This is a genomic window from Tessaracoccus sp. (assembly GCF_016714275.1).
Lineage (GTDB): Bacteria > Actinomycetota > Actinomycetes > Propionibacteriales > Propionibacteriaceae > Arachnia.
On record NZ_JADJNP010000002.1, the window covers coordinates 526165 to 541235 of the forward strand.

The window sequence follows — 15071 nt, forward strand, 5'->3', positions numbered from 1 at the left end:
CGATTCACCTCAAGCGTTACTTCAGGGTTTGCGGTCGAGGGTTGAGGGTCAGAGTTCAGCCGCGCGTGGTGGGCGTACGCGGGGAGGACACGTCGTAGACCCGCGCCTCCTGCGTCAGCAGCGCGGCCAGCACCTCGGCCTTCAGTGCCGATTCCGACGCGTCGCCCCACGTGACGGAGCGGCCGTCGGTGAGCGCAAGGGAGATCTGGTCGACGCCCGCGGCGCGGAGCTGGACCACCTCCTTGGCGACGCCCTTCGGCAGCGAGGTGGCGACGGTGGCGATGTCGCGCAACAGCCGCTCGTCGGCGCGCGGCGCCTCCGCCTGGATCACGTTCTTGCTCGGCTTCTTCGAGTGGTGGAACACGACCCCTTCTGCATCGATCCACTCGATCTCTCCCGCGTTGCGTCGCTGGAAGGCGACCGTCCGCTCCGTGATCGCGATCTCGACGGTGTCGGGCAGGCCGACGCCGACCTTCGCGTCCTTGACCGGGGGAAGGGCCCGCACGCGCGCCTCGATGCCCGCCAGGTCCTGGCGGGCGAGCGGCACGTCCAGTTGCACAGCCGCGGCCGTGCGGACGTCGTCGGCATCGAGCAGGTCGGTGCCGGTTACGACGACCTGGCGCGCGGCGAAGGCCGGCGAGAAGAAGACGAGGTAGCCGACGAGGAGGGCGGCGACGAGTACCCCGCCCGCGATCCCCCAGACGAGGAGGCGACGCCGACGCTCGGCTTTACGCTTGTCCTGCAGCGCCTTCGCGAAGGCGCCCGGGGGAAGCGGCTGCGTCACGACTGCGCGGCCTCGGGGCGCTCCTTGAGGAGGGCCGCGAGGAGCGGGCCGACGATCGTGACGTCGCCGCAGCCGAGCGTGATGATGAGGTCGCCGGGGCGGGCGATCTCGTTCAGTGCGGCGGGAAGGTCGTACTTCTCGACGACGTAGACGACCTCCTTCGCGCCGTGCGCCAGCGCGGTGTCGACGACCAGCTGCCCCGTCACGCCGGGGATGGGGTCCTCGCGGGCGCCGCAGACGTCGTTGATGACGGCGATGTCGGCGAGCGTCATCACCTCGCCGAACTCGTCGGCGAAGTCGAGCGTGCGGGAGTAGAGGTGCGGCTGGAAGCAGGCGATCAGCCGACCGTCGAGACCCGTCTCCTGGTTGCCCGCGGTTGTCGCCCGGCGCGCGGCGGTCAGCGCGGCGCGGATCTCCGTCGGGTGGTGCGCGTAATCGTCGTAGACGCGGATGCCCGCGGTGTCCGTGATCAGCTGGAACCGGCGGAGCGTCCCCTGGAAGCGGCCGAGCGCCGTCACGGCCTCGTCGTGGCGGAGGCCGAGCAGGCGGCCGACGGCGTAGGCGGCCGAGGCGTTGGCGAGGTTGTGGTTGCCGGGGACCTGCAGGACGATCCGGCCCGACTCGTCGCCGTACGTGATGGTCGCGGCGACGCCAAGGCCGTGGGCGACGACGTCGGTGATCCGCACGTCCGCATCCTCGGACTCGCCGTAGCGGATGATGTGGCGCGCCTCGCCGACGAGCTGATCGGCGAGTGCCCGCGACCCGGGATCGTCGACGTTGATCACGACGTGGCGCACCTTCGGCCGCGTCGCGAACGCGCGGAACCCGTCGGCGTAGGCCTCGGGGGTCCCCCAGTTCACGAGATGGTCGGCCTCGACGTTGGTGATGACGGCGATCTGGGTGGGGTACTGCAGGAAGGAGGCGTCTGACTCGTCGGCCTCGACGACGAACGCGTCGCCCACGCCGATCGCGGAGCTGACCCCGCTTGTGGACAGCGCCCCGCCAATGACGTAGCTGGGATCCCTGCCCGCCTCTGCCAGCATCACGGCCGTCATCGCGGTCGTGGTGGTCTTGCCGTGGGTACCGGCGACCGACACCGCACGCTTGCCCTGCATGAGCGCCGCGAGGGCGGCCGAGCGGTGCCAGATCCGCAGGCCGCGGCGGCGGGCCTCGACCAGCTCGACGTTGTCCGCGCGGATGGCGGAAGAGATCACGACGGTGCGCGCGTCGCCCACCTGGGAGGCGTCATGCCCGACGAAGGTCTTCACCCCGACGCGCTCCAGGGAACGCAGCGACGTCGAGTCCGATTGGTCCGAGCCGCTCGTCGGCACGCCGAGTTCGGCGTAGAGCCGGGCGACGCCGCTCATGCCGGAGCCTCCGGCCGCGATGAAATGCACCGGGCCGACCTCCGTGGCGGGGACGACCTCGATGGGGGTGAGGAGCATCAGTTGCCTTTCCTTCGGGCCGCGTCAAGGACGGCGCGGGCCATGCGCTCGGCCGCGTCCGAGGGGTAGATCCCCCGGCACGTCTGCGCCATGTGGGCGAGGCGCTCGCGGTCCGCGAACGCCTCGGTGACCAGCGAAGCCAGTCTATCGGGGGTGAGCTCCGCGTCCTCGACGAGCCAGCCTCCCCCGGCCTCGACGAGCCCCGCGGCGTTCCTCCCCTGCTCCCCGTTGCCCCAGGGCAGCGGGACGAAGATCACGGGAAGGCCGCTGACGGAGGTCTCCATGACGGTGCCAGCGCCGGCGCGGCCCAGCATGAGGTCCGCCGCCGCGTAGGCGACGGCCATGTTGGACACGAAGGCAACGGGCACGTAGCGCGCGCCCGAGGCGTGCTCGACGACGACATGCTCCTCGCGCAAGTTCTTCGGGCCGAGCACGTGCAGGATCTGGATGCCGGCGGCGAGGATCCGGGCGCGGGCGCCGTCGACGGCGGTGTTGATGCTGACCGCGCCCTGCGAGCCACCGCTGACCAGGAGGGTCGGGCGATCGGGGTCGAGGCCGAACTCCGCGCGCGCCTCCGTCTGCGTCACCGTCGGGTGCGTGATGGCGCTGCTCATCGGCATGCCGACGAGGGTTCCCTTGCGCATGACGGTCTCCGGGAACGTGGTGCCGACGAAGTGGGCCCACCGCGCGCCGACCTTGTTCGCGATGCCGGGCAGCTTGTTCGCCTCGTGGACCACGACGGGGATGCCGGACAGCCGCGCGGCGATGTAGGCGGGCAGCGACACGTAGCCGCCGACGCCCACCAGCACGTCTGCCCCTGCCTGCTTCAGGACGCGGCGCGCCTGACGCACAGCCCGCGTCAGGGTGTAGGGCAGCTTCACGAGGTCGATGTTGACGCTGCGCGGCAGCGGGACCGGGTCGATAAGGGCGAGCTCGAGGCCGGCCGCCGGGATCACGGTGGTCTCCAAGCCCTTGGCCGTCCCGATGGCGAGCAGCCGGACGTCGGCCATGGTCTCGAGCGCCTTTGCGGTGGCGATAAGGGGCGACGTGTGTCCGGCGGTTCCGCCGCCGGCCAACACGATGCTGGTGGCGCTCACAGGGTCAGTCCTCCTTGGAGGCGGCCATGACGCTCGTCATGCGCGGCCGTGATGTCTTCTTGCGCGAGGCCAGGTAGGCGCGCGCGGTGGGCGTGTCCCTGGCCAATGCCAGCAGAACCCCGGTGGCCATGAGGGAGGCGATCAGCGCCGACCCGCCGTACGACATGAAGGGCAGCGGGACGCCGAGCACCGGCAGCAGGTGCATCACGACCATGATGTTGATCACGGCCTGCACCAGGAACCAGCCGGTGATGCCGGCGGCGACCACCCTGTTGAACATCTTGTCCGAGCGGAGCGCCACCTCGAGGCCCGCCCAGCCGAGCAGCGCGAACAGCCCGATCACCAGCAGGACGCCGAACAGCCCGAGCTCCTCGCCGATGACGGCGAAGATGTAGTCGGTGTGGGCACCGGTCTTGAGTCCGCCCCACTTCTGCTTGCTCGCGCCGAGGCCCGCCCCCCACCAGCCGCCGGAGGCCAGCGCGTACAGCGCAGCCATGGGCTGGCTGGAGAGGTCCGTGTTCGACTGCGGGTCGAGGAAGATCGAGATGCGGCTCATCCGGTTGCCCGAGCCGTAGACGAGCATGCCGACGAGCGCCAGCGCCGCGAGGCCCAACGGCGCGAGTACCCGCAGCGGGTACCCGACGAACCACATGATCAGCACGAGGATCAAGCCGAGGATCAGGCCGGTGCCGAGGTCCTTGCCTGCGAGGACGAGGGCGACGATGAGCCCTCCGAACGGCACCAGTGGCACAACCAGCTGCCACGGCTCGTGCATCCTGCCTCGCTTGAGGTGGAAGACGGTCCCGCACCAGACGATGAGCGCGAGCTTCGCGAACTCCGACGGCTGGATCTGCAGCGGTCCGATCCCGAGCCAGTTACGGTTGCCGCCGACGTCCACGCCCAGTGGCGTCAGCACCAGGGCGAGCAGAACGACGGCGACGCCCCATGCGACCCACCCCATGCGGCGGAGCACGTCCGGCGGCAGCAGCGCCAGCGCGACCGCGCCGACGAGCCCGACGGCGAAGGCGCCCGCCTGCTTGCCGAGATAGTAGAAGTCGCTGACGCCGCGAGAGGCGGCGATCACCGACGACGACGAGAGAACCATGAGCAGCCCGAGGCCGCTGAGCACCGCGACGGACGCAGCGATGAGGTAGAAGGGGGCCATCGGAGAGGCGGCGAGCGCCCGCACCTGCTGCCAGGTGGTGGCGCGCGCCGGGGCCGCAGCGTTCGTCGCCATCGGGTCTCCTCCTACCTCAGGTACCGCTCCACCGCCTCGGCGAAGCGCTCGCCGCGGGCCGCATAGCTGTCGAACATGTCCAAGCTGGCGCAGCCCGGGGAGAGCAGCACGGTGTCGCCGGGCTTGGCCATCGCCCCGGCAAGGGCGACGACCTCGTCCATCACGTCAGTGTGAGGGTTGTCGCACACGTGGGTGGGGACCTCGGGCGCGTGTCGGGCGAGCGTGTCGGCGATCAGCTGCCGGTCGACCCCGATCACAACGGCGCCGCGCATCCGGTCGCGGTAACGGACGACGAGGTCATCGAAGGTCGTGCCCTTCGCCTGGCCGCCCGCGATCCACACGAACGACGGGTAGGCGCTCATGGCGGAGTTCGCGGCGTGCGGGTTGGTGGCCTTCGAGTCGTCGACCCAGGCGACGCCGTCGGCCTCTGCGATCCGCTGGATCCTGTGCCCAGCGAGGTTCAGGTTCCGCAGCCCCTGCGCGACGGCCTGCGGCCGCACGCCGACGCTGCGGGCGAGCGCGGCGGCCGCCGTTGCATTGGCGATGTTGTGCGGGGCGTAGGGCTGCACGTCCGACACCTTCGCGAGTTCGAGCGCGGAGGTCTGCCGTTGGGCGACGAACGCACGGTCGACGATGAGATCGTCGACGACGCCGATCATCGACACGGCGGGGATCCCTGTGGTGAACCCGATGGCGCGCGCCCCCTCCGCGACCTCCGCCTCCTCGACCATCCGCTCGGTCGCGATCTCCTCCGCGTTGTACACGCAGGAGTGAGTCACGCCGTGGTAGATCTTCGCCTTGTCCGCGGTGTAGCGGTCCATGCCGTCGTCGCCCTCGTACCACTCGAGGTGATCCTCGTGCAGGTTGAGCACGACCGCCGAGTGCAGGGGGACGTCGTTCATCCAGTGCAGCTGGAAGCTGGAGAGCTCGACCGCGAACGCGTCATACTCCACATCGTCCAGGATCGCCTCGACGATGGGGCGGCCGATGTTTCCGACGGCGGTGGCTTTGCGTCCGTCGGCGATCAGCATGGACTCCAGCATCTGCGTGGTGGTTGTCTTGCCGTTGGTGCCCGTGATGCCGAGCCACGGGATGACGCGGTCGGGCTGCATCATGCGCCATGCCAGCTCGGTCTCGCCCCACACGGGAACGCCCTCGGCGCGTGCCTGACGCAGTAGCGGCGCGCTCGGGCGCCATCCCGGAGAGGTGACGACGAGGTCCGTGTCGGGGGGCAGCTGTGCCGTCGCGCCCTTCCCGAGCCGCACGGTGACGTCGAGCGTCTCCAGCAGCAGCGCCTTGTCCGCGAAGCCGTCGGACTCGTCGAGCACCGTCACCTTCGCGCCGAGCGACATCAGGCCGTCGGCCGCGGCGAAGCCGGAGACCCCGAGGCCGGCGACGACGACGGAGGCCTCCTGCCAGTTCGACAGGCGGGTTGCCGTGGGGATCCAGTCGAGGGTCACTGCCCCACCACCCACTGCGCGTAGAAGATGCCCATGCCGAGCGCGACGCACAGGCCGCAGATGATCCAGAACCTGATCACGACCGTCACCTCTTCCCAGCCCTTGAGCTCGAAGTGGTGGTGGATGGGCGACATCTTGAAGATGCGCTTGCCCTTCGTTGCCTTGAAGTAGCTGACCTGCAGCGCGACCGAGCCGACCTCGATCACGAAGAGCAGGCCGAGGATCACGAGCAGCAGCTCGGTGCGGGTCATGATGGAGAGACCCGCCAGCGCGGCGCCGATGGCCATGGAGCCTGTGTCGCCCATGAAGATCTTGGCCGGCTTGGCGTTCCACCAGAGGAAGCCGAAGCAGGCACCGGCGAACGCGATCGCGACCATGGCGAGGTCGTTGGGGTCGCGGACCTCGTAGCAGCGCGGGCCCGCGGTCGACGCGCGGCCGCACCATTGGTTGAACTGCCAGATGTTGACCAGCGTGTACGCCGCGAAGACCAGCGTCGCGCTGCCCGCGGCGAGGCCGTCGAGGCCGTCGGTGAGGTTGACCGCGTTCGACCAGGCGGCGATCAGGAAGACGATCACGGGCACGGCGATCAGCAGCGGAAGGGTCAGCCAGGGGATGTCGCGCAGGAAGGAGATGGCGGGCGAGGCCGGGGTCACGCCCCTGTGGTCAGGGAAGTGCAGCGCCGCGAGCGCGAACGCCGCGCCGATGCCTGCCTGGCCGATCAGCTTGCCGCGCGGGGTGAGTCCGAGGCTGCGCTCCTTGGAGATCTTGGCCCAGTCGTCAAGGAAGCCGAGGAAGCCCATGCCGACCGCGAGGCCAAGGAGCAACATGCCGGAGAGGCTGGGCGCCTGCCACCGCACGAGGTGGACGACGGCATACGCGGCCACCACCGCGCCGACGATGACGAGCCCGCCCATCGTGGGCGTGCCGCGCTTGACGTAGTGCGCCGTCGGCCCGTCCTCGCGGATGAACTGTCCGTACTCTCTCCGGGTCAGGAACCGGATCAGCAGGGGCGTCCCGATCAGCGCGAAAACCAGCGAGAGCCCGCCGCTCAGCAGGATGTTGATCACGAGGCTCCTCCTTCCTGGGCGATCAGCTCAGCCGCCACCTTCTCTAGCCCGACGCCGCGGGATCCCTTCACGAGGACCACGTCGCCGGGCCTAAGCGTAAGCGAGGCGGCGACCGTCTCCCTGGCGGCCACGCGGGCGGAAACCCCACCCGCCGCGGCACCCGCGGCCACGTCTCCTGCGAACCCTCCGACCGCGATCACCTCGGCGACGCCGGCCTTCGCGGCACGACGGCCGAGGTCGCGGTGCAGCTCCGCGGCCTCGGGACCCAGCTCGAGCATGTCGCCCAGCACGGCACACGCACGGGCCTCGGGATGCGTCTCACGGGACGTCGCTGACAGTCGTGCGAGGGTGTCGAGCGCGACGGCCATCGAGTCGGGGTTCGCGTTGTAGGCGTCGTTGAGGATCAACACACCATCGGCGCGGGTCTCCAGTTCCATCCGCCATCGCGAGCGCGGGCCCGCGGCGGAGAGCGCCGCCGCGACGTCGTCGAGGTCGAGGCCGGCGGCGAGGGCCGTGGCAGCCGCGGCGAGCGCATTGGAGACCTGATGGCGCCCGATGACGCCAAGGGTGACCTGCGCGACGCGCTCGGCTGCGCCGTCGTCGGCAACCAGCGTGAAGGAGGCGCGGGCACGCGCATCGAGGGCGACGTCCCGAGCCGTGACGCGCAGCGCACCCGCAGCGAGCGGGCCGCCCGTTCCGACAGGCGGCACCTCACGCTCGCCGAACCACGCGATCCTTGCCTGCGTCGCGGCGGCCATGGCGGCCACGAGCGGGTCGTCGGCGTTGAGCACGGCCCAACCGTCAGAGGAGAGGCCTGAGACGATCTCGCTCTTGGCCAGCGCTGTCGCCTCCATGCCGCCGAACTCGCCGACATGCGCGCGGCCCACGTTCAGGCAGACGCCGATGTCGAGGCCGACGAGCGACGTCAGCCACGCGATGTGACCGATCCCGCGGGCGCCCATCTCGGAGACCAGGTACCGCGTGTCGCGCGTGACGCGGCAGGCCGTCAGCGGGACGCCGATCTCGTTGTTCTGCGAACCCACGGGAGCCACCGTCGGACCGGCCGCCTCGAACACCTGAGCCATGAGGTCCTTCGTGCTCGTCTTTCCGGAGCTCCCCGTAACCCCGATGCTCACCGTGCCGCGCGCCCGGGCGCGGCGGACGACGCCACGGGCGAGCCAGCTCAGCGCCTCGACGGAGTCGACGGCGAGAATGTGGGGGACGTCCGCCTCCGTGAGGGCCATGCCGATCACGCCGGCCGCGCCATTCGCGACGGCGGCGGGCGCGAAGGCGTGACCGTCGACCCGCTCCCCCGGCAGCGCGACGAACAGCGACCCGGGGGTCGCTGCGCGGCTGTCGATCACCACGTCCGGGCCGATCGGGGCGTCCGCGCCGACCAACTCCACCGCGGCGGGCTGCATCAGTTCGACCAGCTCAGCCATCGTGCTCGGATCCACCGCGCGCTCCTTCCTCCTGCAGCCGCCGCCACGCGGCGACGGCCTCCTCCACATCGTCGAACGGCGCGGTGTGATCGCTGAGGATCTGGCCGCGCTCATGTCCCTTGCCGAGAATGGCGACGACGCCTCCTGCCGGCGCGCTCCGCAGCGCCGCCTCGATGGCGGCCCTCCGTCCCGGAACCTCGACGACCGCGGCTCCCGCCACGACGCGGGCCCCGGCGAGCACCTGGGCCCGGATCGTGGCCGGATCCTCGGAGCGGGGGTTGTCGTCGGTGATCACGGTCAGCGCGCTGCGCGCAGCCGCGGCCTCGCCCATCTCCGGTCGCTTCGCCTGGTCGCGGTCCCCGCCGCAGCCCAGCACCGTGACCACGGGTCCGACGGCCGACAGGGAGTCCAGCGCGGCGTCAACGGCTTGAGGGGTGTGCGCGAAGTCGACGACGACCACCGGCGCGCCGGGCCCGAGGTCGACGCGCTGCATGCGCCCCGGGACCTGCGCGGCTGCCAGCCCGCGCAGCGCGTCGTCGGGCGCAACGCCCACGGCCTCGAGCATCGCGAAGGCAACAGCCGCGTCGATCATGTTGTACCTGCCGGGCAGGGCGAGCGCGAGCGCGAACTCCTCGCCGCCGCGGCGAAGCGTCGCGGCGCCGCCGAGGGGGGCGACGTCGCGGTAGTCGCGGAGCACGTAGTCGGCGTCGTGCGTGCCCACCGTCACGACGCTGCTCATGCCGTGCTCCCCCGTGCGCTGCGCGAGTTCGCGGCCACGCGGGTCGTCGGTCCAGAACACGCTGACCGCCGCGCGTCCCGGCTCGAAGAGCCGGGCCTTCGCCGCGAAGTAGTCGTCGAGGTCGCGGTGGAAGTCGAGGTGGTCGCGGCCCAGGTTGAGGAACGCCGCGACGTCGAAGGCGATGCCGTCGACCCGGGAGAGCGCGAGAGCGTGCGAGCTGACCTCGAGCAGCGCCGCGTCGGCGCCCCGTTGGACGAAGACCCCCAGCAGCGCCTGAAGGTCCGGTGACTCGGGTGTCGTCACCGTTCCGCGGGCCGACACAAGCTCCTCGGCCCCCAACCGGAACCCGATGGTGCCGATGGTGCCCGCCACCCGTCCCGCGGCGGCGAGGCCCGCCTGCAGGAGGGCGACGGTGGTGGTCTTGCCGTTGGTACCCGTCACGGCCATTGTCGTGAGCTGAGCGGCGGGCTCGCCGAAAAGGCGCGCCGACACCAGCGCCATCGCCGCGCGCGCGTCCTCCGCCCCGACGACCGGTGCGCCCGGGTCGTCGCCCAGGATGCGGCGGCCCTCGTCGTCGGTCAGGATGGCGGCGGCCCCTGCCTCGACGGCGGAGGCCGCGAACCGCGCGCCGTGCGCCCTTGCGCCAGGGAGCGCCACGTAGAGCCAGCCGTGCTCGACCGCCCGGGAGTCCAGCGTGATCCCGACGACGAGCGTCCTCGAACCCGTATCGCCCGTCAGCCCCAGACCGGAGACGAGGGCAGACAGCGGGACCGGCGGGACGCCTGCCGGACGGAGGGCGCTCACCATCAGTCCTCGTAGGTGCGCGGCAGGTCGGGGGCCTCTTCGGTCGACGGCGCCGCGTTGTAGCGCGGCAGCGCCATCGAGAGGATGTTGTTGACCACGGGGAGCGCCAGCTGGCTGCCGAGGTTGCCGTTCTTCGGCTGGTCGAGCATCACGTAGACGACGAGCTGCGGGTCCTCGACGGGCGCTACGCCGACGAACGAGGCGGTGTAGCCGTTGTAGCACTTGCACTTGGAGTCGTAGCGCTGCGCGGTGCCGGACTTGCCCGCGGTGCGGTAGCCAGGAATCTTGCGCTTCTCGTTCAGCGTGATCACCGACTCCATCATCTCGAGGACGGCGGCCGAGGCCTCCTCGGAGACGACGCGGTGGCTGGCCGGGGTCGGCAGCTCGACCGGCGTGCCGTCGGCGGACGTCGCCGACTTGAGGATGCTCGGCTGGTGGTAGACGCCGCCGTTGACGACGGCCGCGACGGCGGCGGTCATCTGCACGGCGTTGACGCTGAGGCCCTGGCCGAACGACACCTGGTCGCGCGTGTAGTCCGGCATGTCCTTCGCGGGCAGGCGGCCCGCGGTCTCGCCCGGCAGGCCGACGCCGGTCTTGGCGCCCAGCCCGAACGAGGCCAGGTAACCGCGCAGCGTCGCCTTGTCCATCTGACGGGCCAGCATGATGGTGCCGATGTTCGACGACTGCGCCACGACGCCGCGCGCCGTCAGCTTGATCGTGCCGTGCGAGAAGGAGTCCTTCACGAGACGTCCGCCTGAGGGGATGCTCGGCGGCACCTTGACCCGGGTGTCGGGTTCGACGAGGCCCTTGTCGGCGAGCGCCGCCATGGTCAGCACCTTCTGCACGGACCCCGGCTCGTACGCCTGCGTGACCGCGCGGTTGCCGCGGTCGGCCTCCTTCGCCGCCCCAGGGTTGGAGGCGTCGAAGCTCGGCCCGTTGGCCAGCGCGAGGATCTCGCCGTTCTTCGGATTCATCACCACCGCGATGCCCGTCTTCGCGCCCGAGGTGCGCAGGCCGTCGGCCAGGGCCTGCTCGGTGATCCAGTTGAGGTCCGAGTCGATGGTCAGCGTGTACGCGACGCCGTCTACCGCCGGCGTCATGATGTTGGTGCCCAGCGGGATGCGGCCGTACGTCGAAGAGTCGAAGACCGTCTTCCCCGGGGTGCCGGTCAGCGTGTCATCGAGCGCGTACTCAAGGCCGCTCAGGCCCTTGTCGTCGTGGCCGACGAAGCCGATCACATTGGAGGCGACCGTGCGGTTCGGGTAGACCCGGATGGGATCCGACTCGCCGTAGACGCCGTACCAGGGACGCTTGCCGTCGCCGTCGATGCCCAGCTTCATATCGGCCTGGATGGCGCTGAACGTGGCCGCGGGCACCTTGCGGGCCACGACCTTGTAGCGCGTGTCCGGCGTCTCGATGGCCTTGAGGTAGTCCTCGCGCTTGCCTGCAAGGTGCTTGACGAGGATGTCGGCGACCGCGTCCTTGGCGACGTCGATCTCCTGCTGCTTCTTCGGGCCGATCGGATAGCGCTTGTCCGCGCCGTTGGTGCGCACCTGCTCCGGGTCGATGGAGACGATCATCGCGGGCTCCGTCGTTGCCAGCACGACGCCGTTGCGGTCAGAGATCGTGCCGCGGTTCGCGGGGAGCTCCCTCGTCGACTGCATCTTGGTCGCCGCCTCGGAGGCGTACGCGCTGGCGTCGAGGCCCTGCAGCTGCACGGCGCGCAGGCAGGTCCCGAGCAGCACGAGTCCGATGATCACCATGAAGACCCGGATCCGGACGGCCGAACGGCCGACGGGAAGACGAACCGTCCGCTTGTACCGACGGGGCGCAGCCATTCGGCTCCCGCTCACGGGACGTCCTGGCGGTTGGGCTCGACGACGATCGTGTTGGGTGCCGGGGCCAGCGGCTTCCCTCGGAGGAACTGCAACTCGGCGCCGGTCACCTTCGTCGGCACGCCGGTGACCGTGCCGTCGCCCAGGTTGATGAACGCGGGATACGGGTTGGGGGCCATGCCCAGCTCGCTGGCGCGCAGCGCGAGTGCGTTGGCGCTGGAAACGCGCTGCAGTTGCGAGGTGAGCGCAGCGCTCTGGTAGCTGAGCTGGGTCGCCTCCCTGCGCAGTGCGCTGAGGTCGCGCGATTGCGCCCCGACGAGCGTCGTGACGAGCATGACGACGCCGAGGCCTGCCACGACGAGCGCGACGACGATGCCCACGAAGCCGAGCGTCGAGACGGTCGCCGTCGGCGCCTGGACGAGCCGCAGCCGAGGCGTGGCCGCCCGCTCCTGGACGATGGCCTCTGCGCTCATGCTGCCTCCCTCACTCGTTCCGCCACCCGGAGCCGCGCGGATGCGGCGCGGGGGTTGCGAGAAATCTCTTCTTCGTCCGGCCGCTCCGCCCCGCGGGTGAGCAGCCGAAGCTCGGCCTTCAGGTTCTCCGGCACGACCGGAAGGTTCCGCGGGGCACGGTCAGCGGCACCGGCCGCGAACGTGCGCTTGACCAGGCGGTCTTCCAGCGAGTGGTAGCTGAGCACGGCCATGCGGCCGCCGACGGCGAGCGCAGAGACGGCCGCGGGCAGCGCGCCCTCAAGTGCGGCCAGCTCGCGGTTGACCTCGATCCGCAGCGCCTGGAACGTGCGCTTGGCCGGGTGTCCGCCCGTGTGCCGCGCGGCCGCGGGAATGGCGCCGGAGATGACCTCGACGAGGCGCGCCGATGTCGTGAAAGGAGCGTGCTCGCGCTCCGCGACGACGGCTCGGGCGATGCGATCCGAGAACCGCTCCTCGCCGTACCAGGAGAGAACCTGGGAGATCTCCTTGGCCGATGCGCTGTTCAGGAAGTCAGCCGCCGTCGGGCCGGCGGACTGGTTCATCCGCATGTCGAGGGGCGCGTCGACGCGGTAGGCGAACCCTCGCTCCGCGCGGTCGATCTGCAGGGACGAGAGCCCGAGGTCGAGCAGGATCGCCTGGACCGCCGCGATGCCGAGGTCGGCGAGTACGTCGGGCAGCTCGTCGTAGACGGCGTGCACCAGCGTCGCGCGGTCGGCGAGCTCCCCCAGTCGCTCGCGCGCCACCTCGTGCGCGTCCGGGTCGCGGTCGATGCCGACGAGGCGGGCCTCGGGGCAGGCCTCGAGGATCGCGCGCGCGTGACCGGCAAGGCCAAGGGTGCCGTCGACGTAGACCGCGCCGGGACGCTGCAGCGCGGGGCGCAACAGATCGACGATCCGGTCACGCATGACCGGATCGTGCACATCCGCGAACGCTGACATCTGCCGGTTCCCGCCCCTTCGATCGCAACTTCCACTTACTTGTTCCCCACCCGGAGGTTCCCTTCCGGTCCCGGGCCCTGGCCCCGGGGAAGGGGGGTCAGGAGCGGTCCGGCCGGGAGCCACCCGGTGGGGAGCTAGAGCCCGCCTGCGGCGAACTCGTCGTCCATCTCCGAGAAGCCGGCCTCGCTGGCCTCGGAGTACTTCTGCCACGCCTCGGCGTCCCAGATCTCTGCGCGGTCACCCGCCCCGATCACGACGACGTCGCGGTCGAGCCCGGCATACGAGCGCAAGTGCGGGGGGATGGTCACCCGGCCCTGCCGGTCCGGAACCTCGTCGCTGGCCCCGGCCATGAGCATGCGCTGGTAGTCGCGGACCTGCTTGACGGTGCTGGGGGCGCTGAGGAGGGTTGCCATCTTCTGTTCGAAGGCCACCCGAGGGTAGACGGCGAGCGCCCGTTCCTGCGTCCTTGTGACGACGAGACCAGCCTCGAGGGCATCGCGGAACTTGGCGGGCAGGATGAGGCGGCCCTTGTCATCGAGCTTCGGGAAGTACGTCCCCAGAAACACCGCGGCCACCCCCTTTCCTCCATTTGGTCACCACTTTGCTCCACTATCCGCCACTTTAGCCCACTTTGCTCCCCCCGCCACCCTTTTCCGCACTCTGTGCAGCATCCCCGCACGTCCGTGCCGCCCCGACGAACTCCGCGCCCGCGGCGGGACTCGGTACTCTTGGGAGCGCCGCGCGCCCGACCCGAGGAGTCCCCTGTGATCCAGAACCCGCTGCCCTCGCTCCCCGAGGTCGCAGACCTCGCCGCAGCCGTCGTCGCGGAGATGGGAAAGGTCATCGAGGGCAAGGCCGATCAGCTGCGCATCGCGGTCACCGTGCTGCTCGCCGAGGGACACCTGCTGATCGAGGACGTTCCCGGCGTCGGCAAGACCCAGCTCGCGAAGGCCCTCGCCCGTTCCATCTCCGGAAACGTCAAGCGCATCCAGTTCACCCCGGATCTCCTGCCCAGCGACGTGACCGGCGTGTCCGTCTTCAACCAGTCGACCCGCGAGTTCGAGTTCAAGCAGGGCGGGATCTTCGCCAACATCGTCGTCGGCGACGAGATCAACCGAGCCTCCCCCAAGACGCAGTCGGCCCTCCTTGAGGCCATGGCGGAGGGACAGGTCTCCGCGGACGGGCACACCTATCACCTTGCGAGCCCATTCATGGTGATCGCGACACAGAACCCCATCGAGATGGAGGGCACCTACCCGCTGCCCGAGGCCCAGCGCGACCGCTTCATGGCCCGCGTCACCATGGGGTATCCCGCCCGCCAGTCCGAGATCGCCATGCTGACGAGCCACGGAGCGGGCGACCAACTCGCGACCGTGCGGCCGGTGACCGACGTCGACACCGTCGCCGCCGCCATCCGCGCCATCCGCGCCGTCTACGTCGCGCCCGTCATCAACGACTACATCGTCTCCATCGTCGACGCCACGCGACACCACCCCGAACTGCGGCTGGGCGCGAGCCCCCGCGCAAGCCTTCACCTGATGCGCGCCGCGCGGGCCGCGGCCGCCCTTGCCGGGCGCGACTATGTGATCCCTGAGGACGTCAGCGCTCTTGCGGGCATCGTGCTCGCGCACCGCATCCTGCCGACGGTGGAGGCCCAGGTCGCGCGCCGCGATCCCGGCACCATCATCGCGTCGGCGCTGGGGGCCATCCCCATTCCGGAGCGGAGGTAGCC

13 protein-coding genes are annotated in these 15071 nt (G+C 70.7%); 1 reads left to right on the top strand and 12 read right to left on the bottom strand.

Translation table 11 applies throughout. The features are described 5' to 3' along the window. Positions 1–55: 55 nt before the first annotated feature. The 12 genes from IPJ61_RS11105 to mraZ form a co-directional block, all read right to left on the bottom strand. Entirely contained in the window at positions 56–784 is a 729-nt protein-coding gene (locus IPJ61_RS11105; RefSeq protein ID WP_297107045.1) for a cell division protein FtsQ/DivIB, read from the bottom strand. Beyond that, on the bottom strand, positions 781–2232 hold the full coding sequence (gene murC / locus IPJ61_RS11110) for a UDP-N-acetylmuramate--L-alanine ligase (protein ID WP_297108156.1): 1452 nt from the start codon (positions 2230–2232) through the stop codon (positions 781–783). Before murC ends, IPJ61_RS11105 begins: the two co-directional genes overlap by 4 nt. Next, positions 2229–3326 (bottom strand): undecaprenyldiphospho-muramoylpentapeptide beta-N-acetylglucosaminyltransferase, encoded by a 1098-nt coding sequence (murG, locus tag IPJ61_RS11115; protein WP_297107047.1) that lies wholly within the window; start codon positions 3324–3326, stop codon positions 2229–2231. The genes murC and murG overlap by 4 nt, the downstream gene beginning before the upstream one ends. A 4-nt stretch (positions 3327–3330) precedes the next feature. Beyond that, positions 3331–4563, bottom strand: a complete 1233-nt coding sequence (ftsW, locus tag IPJ61_RS11120) for a putative lipid II flippase FtsW (RefSeq protein ID WP_297107050.1) — start codon at positions 4561–4563, stop codon at positions 3331–3333. Between the two features lie 11 nt (positions 4564–4574). Next, positions 4575–6038 (bottom strand): UDP-N-acetylmuramoyl-L-alanine--D-glutamate ligase, encoded by a 1464-nt coding sequence (gene murD, locus IPJ61_RS11125; protein WP_459251278.1) that lies wholly within the window; start codon positions 6036–6038, stop codon positions 4575–4577. Further along, a complete protein-coding gene (mraY, locus tag IPJ61_RS11130; protein WP_297107056.1) occupies positions 6020–7090 on the bottom strand; it encodes a phospho-N-acetylmuramoyl-pentapeptide-transferase in 1071 nt (356 codons plus the stop codon). Before mraY ends, murD begins: the two co-directional genes overlap by 19 nt. After that, positions 7087–8601 carry a UDP-N-acetylmuramoyl-tripeptide--D-alanyl-D-alanine ligase gene (locus IPJ61_RS11135; RefSeq protein WP_459251279.1) on the bottom strand — a complete coding sequence of 505 codons (1515 nt, stop codon included), beginning with the start codon at positions 8599–8601 and terminating at the stop codon, positions 7087–7089. Before IPJ61_RS11135 ends, mraY begins: the two co-directional genes overlap by 4 nt. After that, the gene (locus IPJ61_RS11140) at positions 8525–10078 is read right to left on the bottom strand and encodes a UDP-N-acetylmuramoyl-L-alanyl-D-glutamate--2,6-diaminopimelate ligase (protein WP_297107062.1); all 1554 of its coding nucleotides are present in this window, start codon (positions 10076–10078) and stop codon (positions 8525–8527) included. The genes IPJ61_RS11135 and IPJ61_RS11140 overlap by 77 nt, the downstream gene beginning before the upstream one ends. Beyond that, positions 10078–11913, bottom strand: coding sequence for a peptidoglycan D,D-transpeptidase FtsI family protein (locus tag IPJ61_RS11145; RefSeq protein ID WP_297107065.1), 1836 nt, complete (start codon positions 11911–11913; stop codon positions 10078–10080). The genes IPJ61_RS11140 and IPJ61_RS11145 overlap by 1 nt, the downstream gene beginning before the upstream one ends. 11 nt (positions 11914–11924) lie before the next feature. Then, a complete protein-coding gene (locus IPJ61_RS11150) occupies positions 11925–12383 on the bottom strand; it encodes a hypothetical protein (RefSeq protein ID WP_297107068.1) in 459 nt (152 codons plus the stop codon). Next, positions 12380–13339, bottom strand: coding sequence for a 16S rRNA (cytosine(1402)-N(4))-methyltransferase RsmH (gene rsmH / locus IPJ61_RS11155; RefSeq protein ID WP_297107070.1), 960 nt, complete (start codon positions 13337–13339; stop codon positions 12380–12382). The genes IPJ61_RS11150 and rsmH overlap by 4 nt, the downstream gene beginning before the upstream one ends. 134 nt (positions 13340–13473) lie before the next feature. Further along, positions 13474–13905 (bottom strand): division/cell wall cluster transcriptional repressor MraZ, encoded by a 432-nt coding sequence (gene mraZ / locus IPJ61_RS11160; RefSeq protein ID WP_297108158.1) that lies wholly within the window; start codon positions 13903–13905, stop codon positions 13474–13476. A 264-nt stretch (positions 13906–14169) separates the two neighbouring features. Here mraZ and IPJ61_RS11165 point away from each other — a divergent pair, with 264 nt between their 5' ends. Further along, positions 14170–15069 carry an AAA family ATPase gene (locus IPJ61_RS11165; RefSeq protein WP_297108161.1) on the top strand — a complete coding sequence of 300 codons (900 nt, stop codon included), beginning with the start codon at positions 14170–14172 and terminating at the stop codon, positions 15067–15069. Positions 15070–15071: the final 2 nt, after the last annotated feature.

Coding starts and splice junctions, on each gene's coding strand:
- ftsW (WP_297107050.1), bottom strand. CDS start 4,563: ATGGCGACGAACGCTGCGGCCCCGGCGCGCGCCACCACCTGGCAGCAG.
- IPJ61_RS11135 (WP_459251279.1), bottom strand. CDS start 8,601: ATGTGGAGGAGGCCGTCGCCGCGTGGCGGCGGCTGCAGGAGGAAGGAG.
- IPJ61_RS11140 (WP_297107062.1), bottom strand. CDS start 10,078: ATGGTGAGCGCCCTCCGTCCGGCAGGCGTCCCGCCGGTCCCGCTGTCT.
- IPJ61_RS11145 (WP_297107065.1), bottom strand. CDS start 11,913: ATGGCTGCGCCCCGTCGGTACAAGCGGACGGTTCGTCTTCCCGTCGGC.
- IPJ61_RS11150 (WP_297107068.1), bottom strand. CDS start 12,383: ATGAGCGCAGAGGCCATCGTCCAGGAGCGGGCGGCCACGCCTCGGCTG.
- rsmH (WP_297107070.1), bottom strand. CDS start 13,339: ATGTCAGCGTTCGCGGATGTGCACGATCCGGTCATGCGTGACCGGATC.
- IPJ61_RS11165 (WP_297108161.1), top strand. CDS start 14,170: ATGGGAAAGGTCATCGAGGGCAAGGCCGATCAGCTGCGCATCGCGGTC.